At 71.6% G+C, this 18269-nt stretch carries 19 protein-coding genes; 8 read left to right on the forward strand and 11 right to left on the reverse strand.

Annotated features, from left to right (window positions below; all coding sequences use genetic code 11):
• Positions 1-108: 108 nt before the first annotated feature.
• Positions 109-588 (forward strand): ribonuclease E activity regulator RraA, encoded by a 480-nt coding sequence (gene rraA, locus AB0881_RS02170; RefSeq protein WP_366613604.1) that lies wholly within the window; start codon positions 109-111, stop codon positions 586-588.
• On the opposite strand, the gene AB0881_RS02175 is transcribed toward rraA, so the two are convergent.
• From AB0881_RS02175 to AB0881_RS02185, 3 genes are read right to left on the reverse strand one after another with little or no spacing between them, the layout of a single operon-like run.
• Positions 563-2077 (reverse strand): tripartite tricarboxylate transporter permease, encoded by a 1515-nt coding sequence (locus AB0881_RS02175; RefSeq protein WP_366613605.1) that lies wholly within the window; start codon positions 2075-2077, stop codon positions 563-565. The genes rraA and AB0881_RS02175 overlap by 26 nt on opposite strands.
• On the reverse strand, positions 2077-2670 hold the full coding sequence (locus AB0881_RS02180; RefSeq protein WP_366613606.1) for a tripartite tricarboxylate transporter TctB family protein: 594 nt from the start codon (positions 2668-2670) through the stop codon (positions 2077-2079). Before AB0881_RS02180 ends, AB0881_RS02175 begins: the two co-directional genes overlap by 1 nt.
• Complete coding sequence (locus tag AB0881_RS02185; protein WP_366613607.1) at positions 2667-3677, reverse strand: tripartite tricarboxylate transporter substrate binding protein; 1011 nt, start codon at positions 3675-3677, stop codon at positions 2667-2669. Before AB0881_RS02185 ends, AB0881_RS02180 begins: the two co-directional genes overlap by 4 nt.
• Positions 3678-3909: 232 nt before the next feature.
• On the opposite strand from AB0881_RS02185, the gene AB0881_RS02190 reads away from it, so the two are divergent.
• Positions 3910-5976 (forward strand): M6 family metalloprotease domain-containing protein, encoded by a 2067-nt coding sequence (locus tag AB0881_RS02190; protein ID WP_366613608.1) that lies wholly within the window; start codon positions 3910-3912, stop codon positions 5974-5976.
• A 279-nt stretch (positions 5977-6255) separates the two neighbouring features.
• Complete coding sequence (locus AB0881_RS02195; RefSeq protein ID WP_366613609.1) at positions 6256-7509, forward strand: hypothetical protein; 1254 nt, start codon at positions 6256-6258, stop codon at positions 7507-7509.
• Here AB0881_RS02195 and AB0881_RS02200 read toward each other — a convergent pair.
• Both AB0881_RS02200 and AB0881_RS02205 read right to left on the reverse strand, forming a co-directional pair.
• Positions 7498-8718, reverse strand: a complete 1221-nt coding sequence (locus AB0881_RS02200) for a Cmx/CmrA family chloramphenicol efflux MFS transporter (protein ID WP_366613610.1) — start codon at positions 8716-8718, stop codon at positions 7498-7500. The genes AB0881_RS02195 and AB0881_RS02200 overlap by 12 nt on opposite strands.
• Positions 8719-8781: 63 nt before the next feature.
• A complete protein-coding gene (locus tag AB0881_RS02205; RefSeq protein ID WP_366613611.1) occupies positions 8782-9354 on the reverse strand; it encodes a TetR/AcrR family transcriptional regulator in 573 nt (190 codons plus the stop codon).
• Positions 9355-9415: 61 nt separating this feature from the next.
• Between AB0881_RS02205 and AB0881_RS02210 the strand changes: the two genes are divergently transcribed.
• Positions 9416-10300, forward strand: a complete 885-nt coding sequence (locus tag AB0881_RS02210) for a Gfo/Idh/MocA family oxidoreductase (protein ID WP_366613612.1) — start codon at positions 9416-9418, stop codon at positions 10298-10300.
• Positions 10301-10324: 24 nt separating this feature from the next.
• Here the strand turns inward: AB0881_RS02210 and AB0881_RS02215 are convergent, their stop codons facing one another.
• Complete coding sequence (locus tag AB0881_RS02215) at positions 10325-10978, reverse strand: methyltransferase domain-containing protein (RefSeq protein WP_366613613.1); 654 nt, start codon at positions 10976-10978, stop codon at positions 10325-10327.
• A gap of 61 nt (positions 10979-11039) precedes the next feature.
• Here AB0881_RS02215 and AB0881_RS02220 point away from each other — a divergent pair, with 61 nt between their 5' ends.
• The 4 genes from AB0881_RS02220 (at position 11040) to AB0881_RS02235 (ending at position 14000) form a co-directional block, all read left to right on the forward strand.
• Complete coding sequence (locus tag AB0881_RS02220) at positions 11040-11675, forward strand: TetR/AcrR family transcriptional regulator (protein ID WP_366613614.1); 636 nt, start codon at positions 11040-11042, stop codon at positions 11673-11675.
• A gap of 101 nt (positions 11676-11776) precedes the next feature.
• Entirely contained in the window at positions 11777-12403 is a 627-nt protein-coding gene (locus AB0881_RS02225) for a dihydrofolate reductase family protein (RefSeq protein ID WP_366613615.1), read from the forward strand.
• Between the two features lie 20 nt (positions 12404-12423).
• Positions 12424-12759, forward strand: coding sequence for a YciI family protein (locus tag AB0881_RS02230; RefSeq protein ID WP_366613616.1), 336 nt, complete (start codon positions 12424-12426; stop codon positions 12757-12759).
• On the forward strand, positions 12756-14000 hold the full coding sequence (locus tag AB0881_RS02235; RefSeq protein ID WP_366613617.1) for a DUF6596 domain-containing protein: 1245 nt from the start codon (positions 12756-12758) through the stop codon (positions 13998-14000). The genes AB0881_RS02230 and AB0881_RS02235 overlap by 4 nt, the downstream gene beginning before the upstream one ends.
• A 25-nt stretch (positions 14001-14025) precedes the next feature.
• Here the strand turns inward: AB0881_RS02235 and AB0881_RS02240 are convergent, their stop codons facing one another.
• From AB0881_RS02240 to AB0881_RS02260, 5 genes are all read right to left on the reverse strand, one after another.
• On the reverse strand, positions 14026-14811 hold the full coding sequence (locus AB0881_RS02240) for a phytanoyl-CoA dioxygenase (protein ID WP_366613618.1): 786 nt from the start codon (positions 14809-14811) through the stop codon (positions 14026-14028).
• A 100-nt stretch (positions 14812-14911) separates the two neighbouring features.
• Positions 14912-15325 (reverse strand): hypothetical protein, encoded by a 414-nt coding sequence (locus AB0881_RS02245; RefSeq protein ID WP_366613619.1) that lies wholly within the window; start codon positions 15323-15325, stop codon positions 14912-14914.
• Between the two features lie 75 nt (positions 15326-15400).
• Positions 15401-17116, reverse strand: coding sequence for a serine/threonine-protein kinase (locus AB0881_RS02250; RefSeq protein WP_366613620.1), 1716 nt, complete (start codon positions 17114-17116; stop codon positions 15401-15403).
• Positions 17113-17853 (reverse strand): hypothetical protein, encoded by a 741-nt coding sequence (locus AB0881_RS02255; RefSeq protein WP_366613621.1) that lies wholly within the window; start codon positions 17851-17853, stop codon positions 17113-17115. The genes AB0881_RS02250 and AB0881_RS02255 overlap by 4 nt, the downstream gene beginning before the upstream one ends.
• Positions 17850-18266, reverse strand: coding sequence for a hypothetical protein (locus AB0881_RS02260; protein ID WP_366613622.1), 417 nt, complete (start codon positions 18264-18266; stop codon positions 17850-17852). Before AB0881_RS02260 ends, AB0881_RS02255 begins: the two co-directional genes overlap by 4 nt.
• Positions 18267-18269: the final 3 nt, after the last annotated feature.

An 18269-nucleotide genomic window follows, 5' to 3' on the forward strand; every position in this document is an offset into this window, starting at 1 on the left:
GACCTCCTGGGTGAGAAGAACGTTGTACCGAAGATCAACCGCCGTCGCCACGCATACGGCCGCCCCTGGCCCCGGCACCGCGGTTACCTACCAGTAGGCTCGGGTGCCATGGAATTCGCGACCGCCGACCTGATCGACGAGTTCGGGGACGAGCTGCAGAGCTGCGAGACGCAGTTCCGCTCGTACGGGACGCGCGGCCGGTTCGCCGGCCCGATCGCGACCGTGCGCTGCCTGCGCGACAACGGCCTGGTGAAGAAGCTGCTCAACACGCCGGGCGGGGGGCGCGTGCTGGTCGTCGACGGCGGCGGCTCGCTCGGCTCGGCCCTGATGGGCGACCTCATCGCCGCCGCCGCGGTCCGCAACGGCTGGGCCGGGGTGGTGATCAACGGCGCCGTCCGGGACGTCGCCACGCTCGGCACCCTCGACCTCGGCGTCAAGGCGCTGGGCTCCAACCCGCGCAAGAGCGCCAAGGACGCGGCCGGCGAGGTCGACGTCCCGGTGTCGTTCGGCGGCGCCGAGTTCCGCCCCGGCGACTTCCTCTACAGCGACGAGGACGGCATCGTCACGGCCGCCCGCCCCCTCGTCTGACCCACGCGGCGCGGGCGAGCGGCAGCAGCAGCACCGCCGCCGACAGCACGAGCAGCGCCACCGCGACCGGGCTCCGCACCAGGACGCTCGCGTCGCCCGCGCTGATGGCCAGCGCCCGGCGCAGCTGGACCTCCGCCATCGGCCCCAGGATGAGCCCGATGATCGCGGGGGCGAGCGGCAGCCCGTACCGGCGCATGGCGAACCCCAGCGCGCCGAGCACGTACAGGACGAGCAGGTCCACCCACGAGTTGTTGAGCGCGTAGACGCCCAGCGCCGCGAACAGCACGATCCCCGCGTACAGGTACGGCCGGGGGATGCGCAGCATGCGCGCCCAGACGGGCGCGAGCGGCAGGTTCAGGACGAGCAGCATGGCGTTGCCGATGAACAGCGACGCCACCATGCCCCACACCAGCGCGGGGTTGTGGTCGAACAGCTGCGGGCCGGGTTGCAGCCCGTACCCCTGGAGCGCCGCGAGCATGACGGCGGCCGTCGCCGAGGTGGGCAGGCCGAGCGTGAGCATCGGGACGAGCGTCCCGGCGGCCGAGGCGTTGTTCGCCGCCTCCGGCCCCGCCACCCCCTCGATCGCGCCCGATCCGAAGCGGTCCTCCCGGTCCTTCCGGTGGTGGCGGGCGGCGAGGCGGCGCTCGACCGAGTACGACAGGAACGTGGGGATCTCCGCGCCGCCGCCGGGCAGCGCGCCGATCGGGAAGCCGAGCGCGGTCCCGCGCAGCCACGGCCGCCACGACCTGGACCAGTCGGACCGGCCCATCCAGGCGCGGCCGACCGCGACCACGTCGGGGGAGCCGCGCCGCAGCCGGGACGCCACGTACAGCGCCTCGCCGACCGCGAACAGCCCCACCACCGCGATCACCACGTCGATCCCGTCCAGCAGCTGCGGGACGCCGAGGGTGAGCCGCGCCTGCCCGGTCTGCTGGTCGATGCCGACCAGCCCGATCCCCAGGCCGAGCCCGAGCGAGGACAGCCCCCGCACCAGCGACCGCGACAGCACCGCGGAGATCATCGTGAACGCCAGCACCGACAGGGCGAAGTAGTCCTCGGGCCCGAAGCCGATCGCGATGTCGACGACGTACGGCGCGGCCAGCACCAGCAGCGCGGTCGCGATCGTGCCCGCGACGAACGAGCCGAGCGCGGCGGTGGCGAGGGCCTGCGCCGCCCGCCCGGCCCGCGCCATCCGGTTCCCCTCCAGCGCCGTGATCATCGAGGCGCTCTCGCCGGGCGTGTTGAGCAGGATCGAGGTCGTGCTGCCGCCGTACATCCCGCCGTAGTAGACGCCCGCGAACATGATGAACGCGCTGACCGGCTCCAGGTTGAACGTGACGGGCAGCAGCAGCGCGACGGTCATCGCCGGGCCGATGCCGGGCAGCACGCCCACCAGCGTGCCGAGGGCGACGCCGACGAGCGCGTACGCGAGGTTCTCCAGGGTGAGCGCGGTGGCGAAGCCGTCCATCAGCAGCCGCAGCGACTCCATCAGCCGAGCACCCCTTCGAGCGGGCCGGCGGGCAGCGGCACGCCCAGGCCCCGCGAGAACAGCAGGTACGTGCCGAGGCCCAGCACCACCGCGACGGCCGCCACCCGCGGCCACGGCCGGGCGCCCAGCGCGAGCGCGACGCCCGCGAACAGCAGCGCCCCGGCGATCACCCAGCCGAGCGGGCGGACGAGCGCGGCGAAGCCGAGGAAGGCGCCGCTGACCAGCGCGACGGCCCGCCAGTCCGACCGGCCGCCGGCCGCCCCGCCACCGCTCACCGTGTCCGCCGTGTCCGCCGTGTCCGCCGTGGGCTCTGCGGGCTCTGCGGGCTCTGTGTCCTCTGTGTGCTCGGGATCGCCGCGCCCGCCGCGCAGCACGTCCACCACGTAGCAGGCGCCGGTCACGATGAGCGCGCCGCCGACCAGCGACGGGAAGAACCGGGGGCCCGGCCCGAGGCCGGGCCCGGCCGTCTCCACCGACGCCGTGCCGGCCAGCACGAACACGCCGAGCCCGGTGACGAACGCGGCCAGCAGCAGCTCGGACCGGCCGCGCCAGGCCCGGCGGCGCCCGCCCGCCGGCGGTACGGGCTCGCTCAAGAGCCGATCCCCATCCGGGCCAGGATCCCCTGCACCCGGGTCTGCTCGGCCGCCAGGAACGTCCCGAACTGGGGCCCGGCCTGGAACGCGTCCGTCCAGCCGTTCTTGGCGAGGGCCTCCTTCCACGCCGCGGAGCCGTGCATCTTGGTGAGCAGGTCGGTGTGCGCCTTGCGGGCGTTCTCGGACAGCCCGGGCGGGGCCACGACGCCGCGCCAGTTGGACAGCTCGACGTCCAGCCCGGCCTCCTTGATCGTCGGCACGTCCAGGCCGGGCACCCGCCGCGGCGACGACACCGCCAGCGCGCGAAGCTTGCCGGATCTGACGTGCTCGGCGAACTCGCTGACGCCGGAGATGCCCGCGCTCACCTTGCCACCGAGCAGCGCGGAGAGCGCCTCGCCGCCGCCGGAGTGCGCGATGTAGTTGACCTTCTTCGGGTCGGCGCCCGCGGCCTGCGCCATCAGCCCGGCCAGGATCTGGTCGGTGCCGCCGGCGCTGCCGCCCGCGATCGGCACCTTGGCCGGGTCGGCCTTCCACGCCTTCACCATGTCGGCCAGCGTCCGGAACGGGGAGTCCGCCGGGACGACTACGATCTCGTACTCCTCGGTCAGCCTGGCCACCGGCGTGACCTGCGTGAGGTTCACCTTCGACCTGTTCTGCTCGATGGCGCCGACCATGACCAGGCCCATCACCATCAGCATCCGCTCGTCGCCCTTGGCGCGGGCGAGCTGCGCGAGGCCGATCGTGCCGCCCGCGCCGGGCACGTTGAACACCTCGGCGCGGCGGTTCCCGCCGACCGACTCCAGCGCCTTCCCGGCCACCCGCGCGGTCTGGTCCCAGCCGCCGCCCGGCGCCGCGGGGGCCATGAGCCGCAGGTTCCCGCCCTTGACGCCGCGCGTTCCGCCCGTTCCGCCGGCGTCGCCGCACGCGGTCAGGGGCGCCGCGGCGAGCGCGAGGGCCACCGCCCCCGCCGCGAACCTCCCGCGCGCCCGGCCTCTGGTGAGCCGCATGCTCCGCACCTCCTCGGCGAGGCGGAGCAGGCTCGGCGCGACCGGCGCGCACAGGGGAGCGCCCGCGCCCCCTCCACGAGGTGCATCCGACTCTCCGTAGCACCTCGTTACACGTCTCGGCGCGACCTGTCGGGAGATGCCAGTGACGTCCCAACAAGATCGTCTAAGTCGGCCATTGCCTGGCGTAACGGACTTCTCTAGCGTCGCAGCAACCCCCCGAAACAGGTGAGACATGCGCGTCAAGAAGACTCTCCTGGTGCCCCTCGCCGCAACGCTCACGCTCTCCATGGGCCTGGCGGCCGCTCCGGCCACCGCGCAGCAGCGCACCCCCGTTCCCGAACCCGCCGAGAACTCCTGGCAGATGCGGCACTGGCCGCAGACGCAGCCCTGGCAGCGCCCCCAGCAGACGCGGACGTACGCCGCGGGCGCCCCCAGGCCGGTGGACCCCCAGAACTACGAGCTCCCCGACACGATGACCTGGGACGACTACAAGGCCGTCCCGGGCACCTCGTGGGCCGACCCCGCCCGCAAGGGGTCGATCCGGAACTTCAAGGGCGCGGTCGTCCTCGTCGACTACCCCGACCAGGAATTCGTGATCACCAAGGCGAGGAACTCGACGCTCTTCGGCAACCCCAGCGAGGTCGGGAACGTCCCGCGCGACCAGGTCGCGAAGTTCTACCAGGACTTCCTCAACAAGCCGCAGAAGCTCAACAACGGGCACACGCTGCACGAGTACTGGATGGAGGACTCCGGCGGCCGGTACGGCGTCGACCTGACGGCGTTCGGCGCGTACCGGATGCCCGCCAAGGACCACGAGTACGGCGTGGAGACCCGCTGGCAGGGCGAGATGGGCTGTCCGGCCGGCGACACCTGCAACCGCAACATCCGCACCGACGCGCGGGCCGCGTGGATCGCGGACGTGGGCGAGGAGAAGGCGGCGGAGTTCGACTTCGTCTTCTTCCTCTCCGCGGGACAGGACGAGAGCAGCACCTGGCAGGAGTTCGGCCAGATGAAGTTCGCCTCGCCGGAGGCCGTCCCGCCGGAGTGGGGCCCGCAGGACCCGGCGCTGCCGAACTGGGTGAAGACGCGGTACGTCCCGTGGTCGTCGTGGGCCGCGGGCTCGACCATCTGGCCGAACGCGACCGGCGGCAGCTCGACGCAGGCCGAGAGCAGCGGGATGGGCGTGTTCGCGCACGAGTTCAGCCACATCCTCGGGATCGGCGACAACTACAACAACCCGTACTCGAACCCGCCGCGCCGCGCGTTCTCCGGCCCCTGGGAGATGCTGAGCCGCGGCAGCTTCAACGGGCCCGGCGGCCCGCACAGCCGGTGGATGATCCCGGCGACGGGCGGCGGCTCGATGGGCGCGCAGCACATGCTGCGCAACAAGCTCAAGCTCGGCATCGTGAACCCGGACCACGTGCTCCAGGCCGACCGGGACGCGCTCGCCGCGTCCGGCACCCTGGTCGCGAAGATCACCGCGCGTGCCGCCGACCCCGGGAAGGGCGGCCTGACCGGCATCAACCTGAAGCTCGGCGCGGGCGGGGACAGGAGCCCCGCGTGCGACGAGACCAAGGACCCGATGTGCGACGGCGGCGAGTACGACAACTACACGCTCGAGGTCGTCGACCGGATGGGCTTCGACTCGTTCACCCCGGACTCGGGCGTGCTGCTCGCCAAGACCAAGGACGAGGACGACGCCCCGTTCATCTGGGTGAAGGACGCCAACCCGCAGGACATCGACAAGGTCGACTTCGTGCTGCCGGACGGCACCCCGCAGAAGATGACGATCGGCGACTACCGGCAGCTGTCGGACGCGCTGTTCCACGCGGGCACCGGCTCGGGCAGCGAGTTCGAGTACGTGGACAAGGAGAACCGGCTGCACTTCTACGTGCTGGACCTCAAGCGCGACGGCAAGGGGATCCTGTCGTACACGGTCGCGATCCGCTCGCTGGACGGCGCGGGCCCGCACCGGCGCGGCGTCAAGGTGGACAACGGCCGCACCGCGCCGGCCGGTTCCGGCTGGGTGAAGTGCACGGTTCCGCTGCGCAACTCCGGCAAGGGCGGCAGCGGGCACTACGCGTCCGATGTCTACCGGCTGTCGGCGTCGGTGAGCGGCAAGGGCTGGCAGACCTGGGTGCCGAACGAGCTGGCGACCGCCGAGGCGGGCCGGCGCACGGCGGCCGAGGTGTGGGCCAAGCCGGGCGCGGGCGCGGAGCGCGGTGCGCGGTTGCGGGTGAAGGCGGTCTCGGAGAGCGATCCGAGCAGGTCCGACACGGGGACCTGCCGGCTCGGCTGACCTGACGGCTGGCACGACCCGGTACCCACCCGGCACGACTCGCACGACCCCCGCCGCGGTCCGCGCGGCGGGGGTCGTTTCATGACGCTCGAACGGTCCAACAGTTTACCGGCGTTATCGAATCGTTGTCCAGCGTCGTTTTCGCCGGTGAGGGGGGCGTGCCGGGCGCGACCGCACTGACCTTTGCCGATCTCTTCTAGCGATTATGTCGCTGCAAAGCGTGATCTTGGGTGAAAAGTCCCATGATGTTAGGTTCCTTGATCGCCTGGGAGGTGATCAGTGAACGTCCGCCACCTGCTGGCCCTCGCCGCGCCGCTGCTGGTGGTGGCGGTGGGCACGCCCGCGTACACCTTCTTCTCGGCCGGGCCCACGGCCAGCGTGGACACCTCCGCCGCCGCGCAGGCGCCCGGCAAGGACGCGTACGCCCTCCAGGTCGGCACGGGGCCGGACGCGGCCGCGCTCGCCGGGCTGGCCGGCCGGCTGGAGACCACCGGGCTGCCCGCGCTGCTCACCGCCGAGGGCGGCGGCCGGGGCGAGTGGGACGGGGACTGCGCCGCCGCGGCCAAGGTCCCCGCGGGCTCGCGGGTCTTCTGCTTCGGCGGCGCCGACGGTGCCGCCTCCGGGTGGCGGCCCCAGGGCGTCACCGGCGTCTCCGACGCCCGCGCCGACGAACGCTGGGGCGCGTACCGGCCCCTCCTGGTCGGCTGGGCCGACGACGGGAAGAGCCCGCGGAGGAGCGTGCGGGTGACGTTCGTGAACACCAGGAACGGCGCCTACCACCACGCCCTGCTCGTGTGGCCGTACCGCGACTCGCGGGGCCGCCCCACGTACGAGCCCATCGGCAAGGCCGGAACGGGCACGGGCGCGCGCGCCGGCGGCATCGCCTGGTACGGCAACCGCCTCTACCTCGCGGATGCCGCCGCCGGGATCCGCGTCTTCGACATGCGCCGGATCTTCGACCTCGGCAAGAGCCCCGGCGGCGCCACCGCCAACCCCGGCCTGGTGGGCCTGAACGGCCGCAAGTACTACGGGTACGGCCACCGGTACGTGATGCCGCAGGTGTACTCGTACGTCCCTGCCAAGAAGGCAGGCGCGTCCTGCACGGGCGACGGCACCCCGAACCATTCGTGGCTGGCCGTCGACCGCACCGGCGGGGACCGGCTGGTGACGGGGGAGCGGTGCGAGAACGGCGAGGGGCGGGTGGCGGCGTTCCCCCTCGCCTACGGTTCGAGCGATCTCGCGACCGACGGCGGGGGCCTGGCCACGCCCTCGATGGTGGCCAGGCTCCCCGCCTCGCACGTCCAGGGCGGCGCGGTGTCCGGCGGCACCTGGTGGTTCGCGCGCGGCGCCGGGCCCCAGGGGGAGCTGGTCCAGGCCCGGCTGACGGGCCGCGGCTTCGAGGAGGTCAGGAGGCAGGCCGTCCCGTCCGGCTCGGCGGACCTGCACTGCTGGCGCGGCGCCGACCGCCTGTGGACGGTCGCCGGCGACGGCGGGCGGCGCGTCCTGTACGGGATGCCGCGGTCAGAGTGCTGACGGGCTGAACCCGGCCTCGCGGACCGCCGCCTCTGCCTCCGCCTCCCGGGCCGCGCTCCGCCCGCGCCGTTCCATCGCGGCGCCCAGCGCCACCGTGCCGAGCGCCGCGACCGCCATCGCGGCGCCGACCCAGGCCGCCGAGCGGTAGCCGAATCCGGCGCCGATCACGAGCCCGCCCAGCCACGGCGCGAGCGTGTTGCCGATGTTGATGGTGGACGAGGTCGTCGCCACGGCCAGCGTCTGCGCCCGGCCCAGGTTCGCGTACACCCGCACGGTCACCGCCGGGTTCGTCGCCAGCCCGAACCCGCCGAGCAGCGGTACCAGCGCGATCACCACCACCGGCTCCTCCGCTCCGAGCGCGATCCCGGCGGACGCCAGCGCGACGCCCGCCATGCCGATCGTCAGGGTGCGGAACGGGTGCGCGTCCGCGACGCGCCCGCCGACCGTGATGCCGATCAGCGACCCGACGCCGAACAGCGCCAGCACGGCCGGGACCCACGCCTCGGGCAGGCCCGTCGTGTCGGTGAGCATCGCCCCCAGGTAGCTGAAGGTGGCCATCATGGAGCTGAAGGTCAGCGCGCTCGTGCCGTACACGACCAGCAGCCCGGGGTTGGCGAGGCTGCGCAGCTCGTCCCGCACGCCGGGCGCGCCGCCCGCGTCCTGCCGGCCGCCGGGGAGGGCCCACGCCACGCCGGCCATGGCCACCACCGACAGCGCGGTCACGGTCCAGAACGCGGCGCGCCAGCCCAGGGCGTTGCCGACGAACGTTCCGCCGGGGACGCCGAGGATCGTCGACACGGTGATCCCGCCGAGCACGACCGCGATCGCGCGCCCCTTCGCGTCCGCCGGGACCAGCGCGATCGCCGCGACGATCGCCACGCCGAAGAACCCCGCGCTCACGAACGCGCCCACCAGCCGGGTCGCGAACAGCACCTCGTAGCTCGACGTCACCGCGCCCACCGCGTGCACCAGCGCGAACGCGCCGAGGAAGGCCAGCAGCGCCGTCCGGCGCGGCACCCGCAGCGTGGCCATCGCCAGGACCGGCGCGCCGACGACCATCCCGATCGCGTACGCCGAGATCAGCAGCCCCGCCGCGGGCACGGACACGCCCAGATCGGCGGCCATCGCGGGCAGCAGCCCCGCGAGCATGAACTCCGACGTCCCCTGCGCGAATATCGCGAACCCCAGCACGTAGATCGCCAGCGGCATGGATATGACTCCTGTTCTGTATTGATCAGTCCAAAACAAGCGCAAAAAAATAAGGCGGCCGGCTCACAGCGCGCGCAGCGCCGACTCCGCCACCGCCTCCAGCGCCTCGCGCCCGGCGCCCGACCGGGCCGCCACCCGGATCCCGCTGATCGTCGCGATCACGAAGTGCGCCAGCTCGCGCGCGTCCCGTCCCGCGTCGATCTCCCCGGCCAGCCGCGCCTCCTCGATCACGGCCCGCAGCGTCTCCAGCCGCCGCTCGTAGTTGCGCCGCAGCAGCCCGGCGACCACCGGATCGCGCGGCGCCAGCTCGATGCCGCTGTTGACCACCAGGCAGCCGATGCCGTCCCGGCACTCCTCCTCGATCATCTGCCGCAGCAGCCCGGCGATCCGCTCCCGGAACGTCCCCTCGCCCTCCAGCGCCGCCAGCGTGGAGGCGTCCTTGATCTCCATGTACCGGCGCAGCGCCCGCTCGAACAGGTCGTGCTTGCTCCTGAACGTGTTGTAGATGCTGCTGCGCCCCAGCCCGGTCGCCGCGCACAGGTCCTGGGTGGACGTCGCCTCGTACCCGGCGGTCCAGAAGGCGTGCATCGCCGCCTCGACCGCCCGGTCCTCGTCGAAGTTCCTGGGCCGTGCCATGCGACGTACCGTAGCACGTTCTGGAACGGCCAGTTCAATACGGCGCGAGTACGTTCGTCCCATGAAGATCGGCGTGATCGGCCTCGGGGACATCGCACAGAAGGCGTACCTGCCCGTACTGGCGGCCCAGCCCGGCCTGCACCTCCACCTGCACACCCGCACCCGCGCCACCCTGGACCGCGTCGGCGACGCGTACCGCCTGCCCGACCGCCACGCGACCCTGGACGGCCTCCTCGCGCAGGATCTCGACGCCGCGTTCGTCCACGCCCCCACCGCCGCCCACCGCGCCATCACCGAACGCCTCATCACCGCGGGCGTCCCGACGTACGTGGACAAACCCCTCGCCGCGAACCTCGCCGACGCGACGTACCTCACCGAACTGGCCGCCGCCCGCGGCACCGGCCTCATGGTCGGCTTCAACCGCCGCCACGCCCCCGGCTACCGCGCCCTGCTCGACCACCCGCGCGACCTGATCGTCCTCCAGAAGAACCGCACCGGCCTCCCCGCCGCGCCCCGCGCGGTCGTCTTCGACGACTTCATCCACGTCGCCGACACCCTGCGCTTCCTGGCCCCCGGCCCGATCGAGCACATCGACGTCCGCACCCGCGTCATCGACGGCGACCTGCACCACATCGTCCTGCAGCTCTCCGGCGACGGCTTCACCGCGCTCGGCGTCATGAACCGCTCGAACGGCTCCACCGAAGAGGTCCTCGAGGTCATGGGCCGCGACACCAAACGCCAGGTCCTCAACCTCGCCGACGTCGTCGACCACCGCGACGGCACCACCCTCCACCGCCGCGGCGACTGGACCCCGGTCGCCCGCCAGCGCGGCATCGAGCAGATCACCCTCGCCTTCCTGGACGCCGTCCGCACCGGCGCACCCCTCCCCGCCGACGACGCCCTGCAGACCCACCGCCTCTGCGAAAGGATCGTCGAACTCGCCTGACCCCCGCCGCCGAGAGTGAGGCGGTCAGCGCGAGCAGGGCGAGTGAGGCCGATGCGCGGCGTCGCGGCGCAGGGTGAACCAGAACGTGGGGACCGGGTTCGTGCCGGGTGTGGTGTCGGCCAGCTCCCAGCCCGCGAACCTGGCGCGCAGCTCGCCGGCGGTGACGCCGGAGATCGGGTCGTCGAACGCCTCGGGGCCGTACCCGAACATCAGCAGCCGCGCACCGGGGGCGGCGCGGCGGGTGAGGCCGGCGGCGTACGCGTCGCGGCGGTGCGGCGGGATGCCGCAGAAGCAGCTCAGGTCGAAGAACAGGTCGTACGGGCCGGGCGCGTCGAGGTCGTCGAGCCGGGTCGCGTCCCCGTGCAGCAGCCGTACCGGCACGCCCGCCGCGGCGGCCTTGGCGCGGGCCTGCCGGACGGCGTTCTCGACGAGGTCGACGGCCGTCACCTCCCAGCCGTGCCGGGCCAGGTACGTGGCGTTGGTCCCGGTGCCGCAGCCGAGTTCGAGCGCGCGGCCGGGCGGCGGGGCGCCGGGGCCCTCGACGAGGGCGACCAGTTCGGGCGGTGTCACGCCGCTGTCCCACGGGGGCCTGCCGGCGCCGTAGTAGTCCTCCAGTTCGCGGCGGACGGCCTCCTCCTGGGCGCGTTCCGCGGCGTCCGTGGTTCGCGGGTCGGCCATCCGTGCCTCCAAGTATTTAGAGTTGGACTCTAGTGACTGGCTCTAGATATAGGCTCCAGGCATGGAGTCCGTCAAGAGGCCCGACAAGCGGGCCGAACGTGCGCGCCGTACCCGCGAGAAGGTCGTCGAGGCGGCGCGGGAGCTGTTCGTCGCGCAGGGGTACGGGGCGACGAGCCTTCAGGAGGTCGCGGACCGGGCGGGGGTGGCCGTCCAGACGATCTACTTCGTCTTCCGCAACAAGCGGACGCTGTTCAAGGACGTCGTCGACACGGCCATCGCCGGTGACACCGAGCCGGTGGCCACCATGGACCGGGAGTGGTTCCGCGCCGCGTGCGCCGCGCCCACCGCCGCCGGCCTGCTGCGCGCGCACGTCCGCGGTACCCGCGAGATCCTCGGCCGGGTCGCCCCGATCATGCCGCTGATCGCGGCCGCCGCGGCGACCGACCCGCAGATCGCCGCGCAGTGGCCCGACGGCCCCGACCCCCGGTACACCGTCCACCGCGCCGCGGCCGAAGCGCTGGCCGGAAAGCCCGACATCCGCCCCGGCGTCTCCGCCGAGATGGCCGCCGACCTGCTGTTCGGCCTGCTCAGCCCGCAGCTCTACCAGATCTTCGTCCATGATCGCGGCTGGTCGCCGGACGCCTGGGAAGACTGGGCCTGTACCACCCTCGGCGCCCAACTCTGCCGGAGCGGATGAGAAAACGGCACGGAGGCGGTGTCGATTTCGCGCGGTCCCGTTCGCCGTGGTGGGTGAGGGCGCCGGAAGCGGCGCCCGGCCGGAACGGGGAAGGAGACGGCATGCGGAAATTGATGGTGACCACGTTCATGTCGCTGGACGGGGTCGTGCAGGCACCCGGCGGTCCGGACGAGGACCGCGACGGCGGGTTCGAGCACGGCGGCTGGGCCGTGCCGTACATCGACGAGCGGGTGGTCGCGGCGATGGCGGACCTGACCGGCAGGGCGGGCGCGCTCCTGCTTGGCCGCAGGACGTACGAGGAGTTCGCCGCGACCTGGCCGCTGGCCGATGACGACGACCCGATCGGGGCGAAGCTCAACGGCATGCCCAAGTACGTCGCGTCGCGGACGCTGGAGAGCGTCTCGTGGCGGAACTCGACGCTGCTCGCCGGCGATACCGCCGAGGCGGTACGGAAGCTCAAGGAGGGCGAGGGCGGAGAGATCCAGGTGCACGGCAGCGGGAACCTGATCCAGACGCTCATCGCGCACGATCTGGTGGACGAGTTCCATCTGCTGGTCTTCCCGGTGCTGATCGGGAGCGGCAAGCGGCTGTTCGCGGAGGGGACCGTACCGGCCGGGCTCAGGCTCGTCACGAGCACGGTGTACGGCGGCGGCGTCGTGGCCGGCACCTACGCGCGCGAGGGCGGGCTCCAATACGGTGCGATGGGTCCGGAGACCGGGAACTGGTGATCGAGGGGGAAGGCGCGCGAATGCCGCGGTACGCGATCCTGATCTACGAGAAGGAGACGCCCGGGGGAGTGGCCGACATCCCGCCCGACGTCATGGAGGCCAACCTGAGCGCCGGCGAGAAGATCGCCGCGATGGGCGCGCGGGTCGTCCACGAGCAGGGGCTCCAGCCGAGCGCGACCGCGCGGACGATCCGCAAGGGCGGCGTGGTCACCGACGGGCCGTTCCTGGAGACCAAGGAGGTCATCGCCGGGTTCTTCGTGGTCGAGGCCGCGGACCTGGACCAGGCGATCGAGATCGGCCGGCTGCTCCCGATCATGGACGGGGCCGTCGAGGTGCGGCCGCTGCTCGCGGAGTGACCTCGCCCCCGTCCCCGGCCGTCCGGCGGGCGGTCGCCGACGCGCACCGCCGCGAGTGGGCCCGCGTGCTCGCCGCGACGGTGCGCGTCACGCGCGACCTCGACCTGGCCGAGGAGTGCGTCCAGGACGCCTACGAGGCAGCGCTCGGCGCCTGGACGCGCGGCGGCGTACCGGACCGGCCAGGCGCCTGGCTGACCACCGCCGCCCGCCACAACGCGCTCGACGTCCTGCGCAGAGCGGCGAAACTCCGGTCGAAGCAGCATCTACTGGTGGAACCCGCAACGGAACCGGACCCGCCGGGCGATCCGGTCGTGCGCGACGACCGGCTGCGGCTGGTGTTCCTGTGCTGCCATCCCGCGCTGGCCGCCGAGGCGCGGATCGCGCTCACGCTGCGGCTCGTCTGCGGCGTGCCGACGGCCGACATCGCGAAGGCGCTCCTGGTCCCCGTGCCGACGGCGGCGGCGCGGATCACCCGAGCCAAGAAGAAGATCGTCGCGGCCGGGGTCCCGTTCCGGCTGCCGTCCGCCGCCGACCTCCCCGACCGGCTGGACGCGGTCCTCACCGTGATCCACCTGCTCTACACCACCGGCCACACCGCACCGGCGGGACCCGCGCTGACCAGGGACGACATCGCCGTACGCGCCCTGGACCTCGCCCGGCTGCTCCTCGACCTCATGCCGGACGAACGCGAGGCCAAGGGCCTGCTCGCGCTCCTCCTGGCCGACCACGCCCGCCGCGCCACCCGCACCGCCGCGGACGGACGGCTGCTGCCGCTGGAGGAACAGGACCGTTCCGCCTGGGACCGGAAGGCCATCGCCGAGGCGCACGGCCTGGTGGTGAGCGCGCTCCGCGGCGCCGGCACGCCCGGCCGCTTCGCCCTCCAGGCCGCCATCGCCCTCCTGCACGCGACCGCGCCCGCCTACGCCGACACGGACTGGGAGCAGATCCTGGTGCTCTACGACGAGCTGCTGAGGATCTGGCCGTCCCCGGTGGTCGCGCTCAACCGTTCCGTGGCGGTCGCGATGGTCCACGGCCCGGCCGCCGCGCTGCCCGAGATCGAGGACCTGGAACGGGACGAGCGGCTCGCCGCGTACCACTACCTCCCGGCGGTCAAGGCCGACCTGCTCCGCCGCCTCGGCCGTACACCCCAGGCGGCGGCCGCGTACGAACGGGCGATCGCGCTCACCGCCAACGGCGCCGAACGCGCCTTCCTCACCCGCCGCCTCGCCGACCTGGCTTAGGACGCCGGTGGCCGGAAGGACCGGCTCAAACGGCCGAGGTCCGGCCGAGAGCCCTCCGGATCGCGGTCTCGACGGGCGAGTAGGAGTCCCCGCCCTCGAGCTGGAGCGGCCGGGCCGGTTCGAGCTTCGGCTGGCCCAGGAAGCGCGGGCTCGTCCCATGGTGCGGCTGGCCCGCGTGCACCAGGAACGGGTGGCACAGGTAGACGTCGCCCGCGCTGCCCGTGGCGTACGCGACGGGGCGGTGCCCGGTCGCGGCGTCGGCGCGTGCGGCCAGCTCCCGCGCGTCCAGACCGGCCTCGCCCTCCGGTTCCAGGACCCGCGCCGCGTCCGCGTGGGACCTGACCCGGATGCGCGTGGGCGCGTCGTCCTCGCCGACGTCCGAGAACAGGAAGAACATGCGCAGCGCGCAGTCCCTGGACGCCACGTTCACGCGCCAGCTCATGTAGTCGTCCAGATCATCGCCAGGGAAGCTCGCGTCGATGTGCCACCCGTCCACGACGGCCGGCCCGCCACCCGGGAACCGGACGACGAAACCGCCCAGGTCGTCGCGCGGCGTCCACCGCCCGCGGCCCACCAGGGCATCGAACGCGGCGTGCAGCCGCGGCGCGTTCACCGCCGCCAGGAACGGCTCGTCCGCGTAGCCGGGGAGACCGATCACGGGCCGCGGCCAGGTGTCCGGATCGTCCGGGTCACCGTCGATGTCCCGCCAGATGATCTCGCGGCACGCCGCCGCGACCTCCGCCGGGAACGCGCCGCCGATGCGGACGAACCCGTCCTCGATGAAGGCCTCCACCTGCGCACCGTCAAGCATGATCACAGCATGCTCGACGTCCCGCGCCCGCTGCCAGCCATTTATGCCGCAGGCGGTCATACGTACCTCCCGTGCGAGTCACCCGGCGCCATGCCCCACGTCACCACCGTGACGGCGGATGCCGAACCGCGTCATGAACCAGCCCAATGGCCGCCGCCACCGCATGAATCCCCGCGACATAAAGCCTTTCACCAACGACCACATCAATCCATGGTCGAACGCCCTTCCGCGCCGCCTCCGCCTCAGAACGAGAATTGGAGATGTCGAGCAGGCATTCGGACATGATGAACGTCCGCTGCAACTCCGCGTCCAGCAACGGACGGATCTCCGCATTGACGGCATTTGCGGCCGCATCCCACCCCGGAGCCCTGCCGGGCGCGTACACCATGACCGGCGCCGCGAACGGATGGACGAACCGCGTGGTCGAACCCTCGATGCCGACTCCGACGATCTGCGTGTACCCGTTCCAAGACGCGTAGAAAATCCGCGCACTCCACCGATCGCCACACCCCATGCCCCCTAATGATGAGGCACACGCTCAAGGTCACGCTGGTCGCGCCGCGGGAAGACCGGATTGTAGCCAAACGTTCTAAGAGGCAAGCACCTCAAGGGTGGGAAGTGTCCCCTCCACTCGCGCTCCCGCCGATGCAGGAGCTATCGATGAAATACGCCCGTTGATAGTCGCCTTAACTTCTGCGATCCCTATCGGATGATAGGGGGAAAGCTGGTATTTTCCCGGCCTGACCACGTTCGCCGCAGGTACAGTGAACTCACTCACCTTATCCTGGTCGAAGACCCAGGCACACTTGCTGTAATCGTACGACTTGGCCGCCTTGTCGGACCAGTGCGTCGCTTTGACTGCAATAGGGGCACTCGTAGGAAGTTCTGAGTTCTGGGCGCCCTCAACCGGAAATAGCCACACCTTCGGCGACTTCCCCTGAATCCCGTCACCCAGGTCGAGGGAATAGCCTCTGTGCAGGTCGTCCGCCCGCTCGGAGTTCGGTCCCCGGCACTGGAAACGCTGCGCGCTGACGTACTGCAGCCCCCACGGCGTACGAGCGTGCCACTTGATCGCCAACCGAACCTTCGTCCCCGCCTTCACCCGTGCCGGCGCGACCGTCTGCGTGATGCCGATCAGCGGGCTGGCGTTGCTGTCACCGTCCGGAATGGTGCGGTTGGCCAGGACGATGGACGGACGGGTGAAGTAGGCGCGGTATTCCGCCGAGGACGTGCCACCGACGCCCGGACCATCAGGCCAGAGGAACACCGCGACCGTCGCCGCCGCAGTGGCGGCCCCGGCCGACGCAGCCCCCTTCGCACCACCGAACTTCGCGATGAGCCCCTTGCCCCCGAGAGAGCGCCCGGCCTCCCCGGCCACCTGGACGCCCGTACCGATCACGGCACCCGGCGACAGCGCGCCGGACCCGAACACGGCGAGCGGAACGGCGCCACCGACGATCGCGGCGACCGAGCCGAGAGCGACCAGACCACGCCGCTCCCAGTCCGGGCCGTAGTGCTCCACGGCCACGTTCTCGAGCGCCTCAACGAAGGCCGCGACATTCCACTGACGCCGCCCCGGATCTTTGGCCATCCCCTGAACGACCAGCGGACGCAACGCCTCAGGCAGATCGCCGAGTGGTATGGGAGCGGTTGTGTGCTGCGCGCGCAATCCCTGCTGCGTGGTGGCGCCGTACGGCTTGTGCCCGGTCACGCACTCATAGAAGACGCAGGTGGCGGCATATACGTCGGTGGCGGGAGTAGCGGGTGCCCCATGCCACTGCTCAGGAGCCATATAGGCGGGCGTTCCCACGACACCGCCCTGCCCGGTCAGCCCTGCCACGCCGAAGTCGAGCAACTTGCTCTGCCCGTCATCCTGAACCAGCACATTGGCCGGCTTGTAGTCCCGGTGAACGACACCGACGCTGTGCGCGGCGGCCAGCCCTTGCAGCGACCCCTTGAGAATGCTCAACGCCGTCTCAGGCATAAGGGCCTGCTCATGCTCGTCCAGCACCTTGCGCAGCGAATGCCCGGGAACCGCCTCCATGACGATCGCCGCACCCTGCGGAAGGTCGAGGTAGTCGATCAGCCGTGTCACATGCGGACTGCTCACCCTCTTGAGCAGCTCGGCCTCATTGCGGAACGTCTCGCGAGCGCGCGTGTCGCCCAAGAAGGCTGCCGACAGGTACTTGACCGCCACAACAGCCCCGGAGACCTCGTGCCGGGCGAGCACCACCCGCCCTTGAGCGCCGGCGCCGAGCTCCTGAATCTCCGCGTATCCGGGGAGCCGCCAGCTCCCCGAACTCACCCGATCTTCCGCAGCTGCTTGGTCAGCACCTCGGTCGCCCGCTTCGCGACCGGCTCGCCCGACTTCTTGGGCTCGGTCCGTTCCCAGTACAGCGAGGAGACGATGATGTTGCCGCGCAGCGCATAGTCGTACATGAAATGGTAGACGTTGTACTTGGTCTGCGATGGAGGCTCTACATGCTTTTCAGTGCCTCGCAGATGAGTCCATCCTACGAGCGAGCCCTCGGACACTTTCCAAGTGTCGTCGTGAGCGAGCAGGACGTAGTTGGTGCGAATGCGCTTCTGCGGAACACTCTGCTTCGCCGGACAGGAACGCGCTTTCTGCTGCACCTTCGCATAGGCCTTGGAGGCCTCGGCCGGACTCTTGAAACGGGCGATGGACTGGGCGTACTTGACCTCATCCTTGCCCTTGGCCGGGTTGGTGAACTGCCGGTTCATCGTCTCGGGGTCTCCTGTCAGCTGAATGCTTGACAGGGAGCACATGGGGATCCCGCGCTCCTTGAGCGATTCCAGGGCGACGGGAATCTCTCGCTGATCGGCGCCGACCTCCTTGGCGGGCAACAGTGCGGCCCTCAGATTTTCAAAGGTGAAGGTCGGCGGTGGAGAGGTCGAGTTGGCAGCGGGCGTCTTAGGTGCCGTCTTCTTCTGCCCGTCGTCGCCGCCGCAACCGGTGAGCAGCGTCGCGACGAGGAGCAGGGCAGCGGCCCTAGAGGGAGTGGTTCGGCCGGTCATGTTCATTGGCGAGTGTTGGTCTGGATCTCGCCCACCACCAGTGGCGTGGGTACCGAGGTCATCGACAGGTCGCCGAGAGTTCCGCCCTCTTGGTCGCATTCGGCTCCGACGCAGGTATAGGTGACGTTCCAGGTGATCGTTGCGGTGATCTGGTAGGCGCCACCTGTGGCGTGCGTCGATGAGCGGTTGTACGTATGGCTGCACTCGGTTCCACTCGCGTTCCCCGGACCGTTGCAGGTCAGCGTGGTCTCACCGAGGTTCCACTGGACGGACTTGGGGGTGGCCGTCGCCTGTACAAGTTGATCGCCGGCGGAGACCGGTGGTGTCTGCACCGTGTCGAATCCATCGACCCAGAGCGCTGTCCGCACCTTGACGTAGGTCTTGCCGTCTGGGGCCGTGTGCACGGTCGGTACGGGCATGGG

Source organism: Spirillospora sp. NPDC029432, assembly GCF_040703975.1.
GTDB lineage: Bacteria > Actinomycetota > Actinomycetes > Streptosporangiales > Streptosporangiaceae > Spirillospora.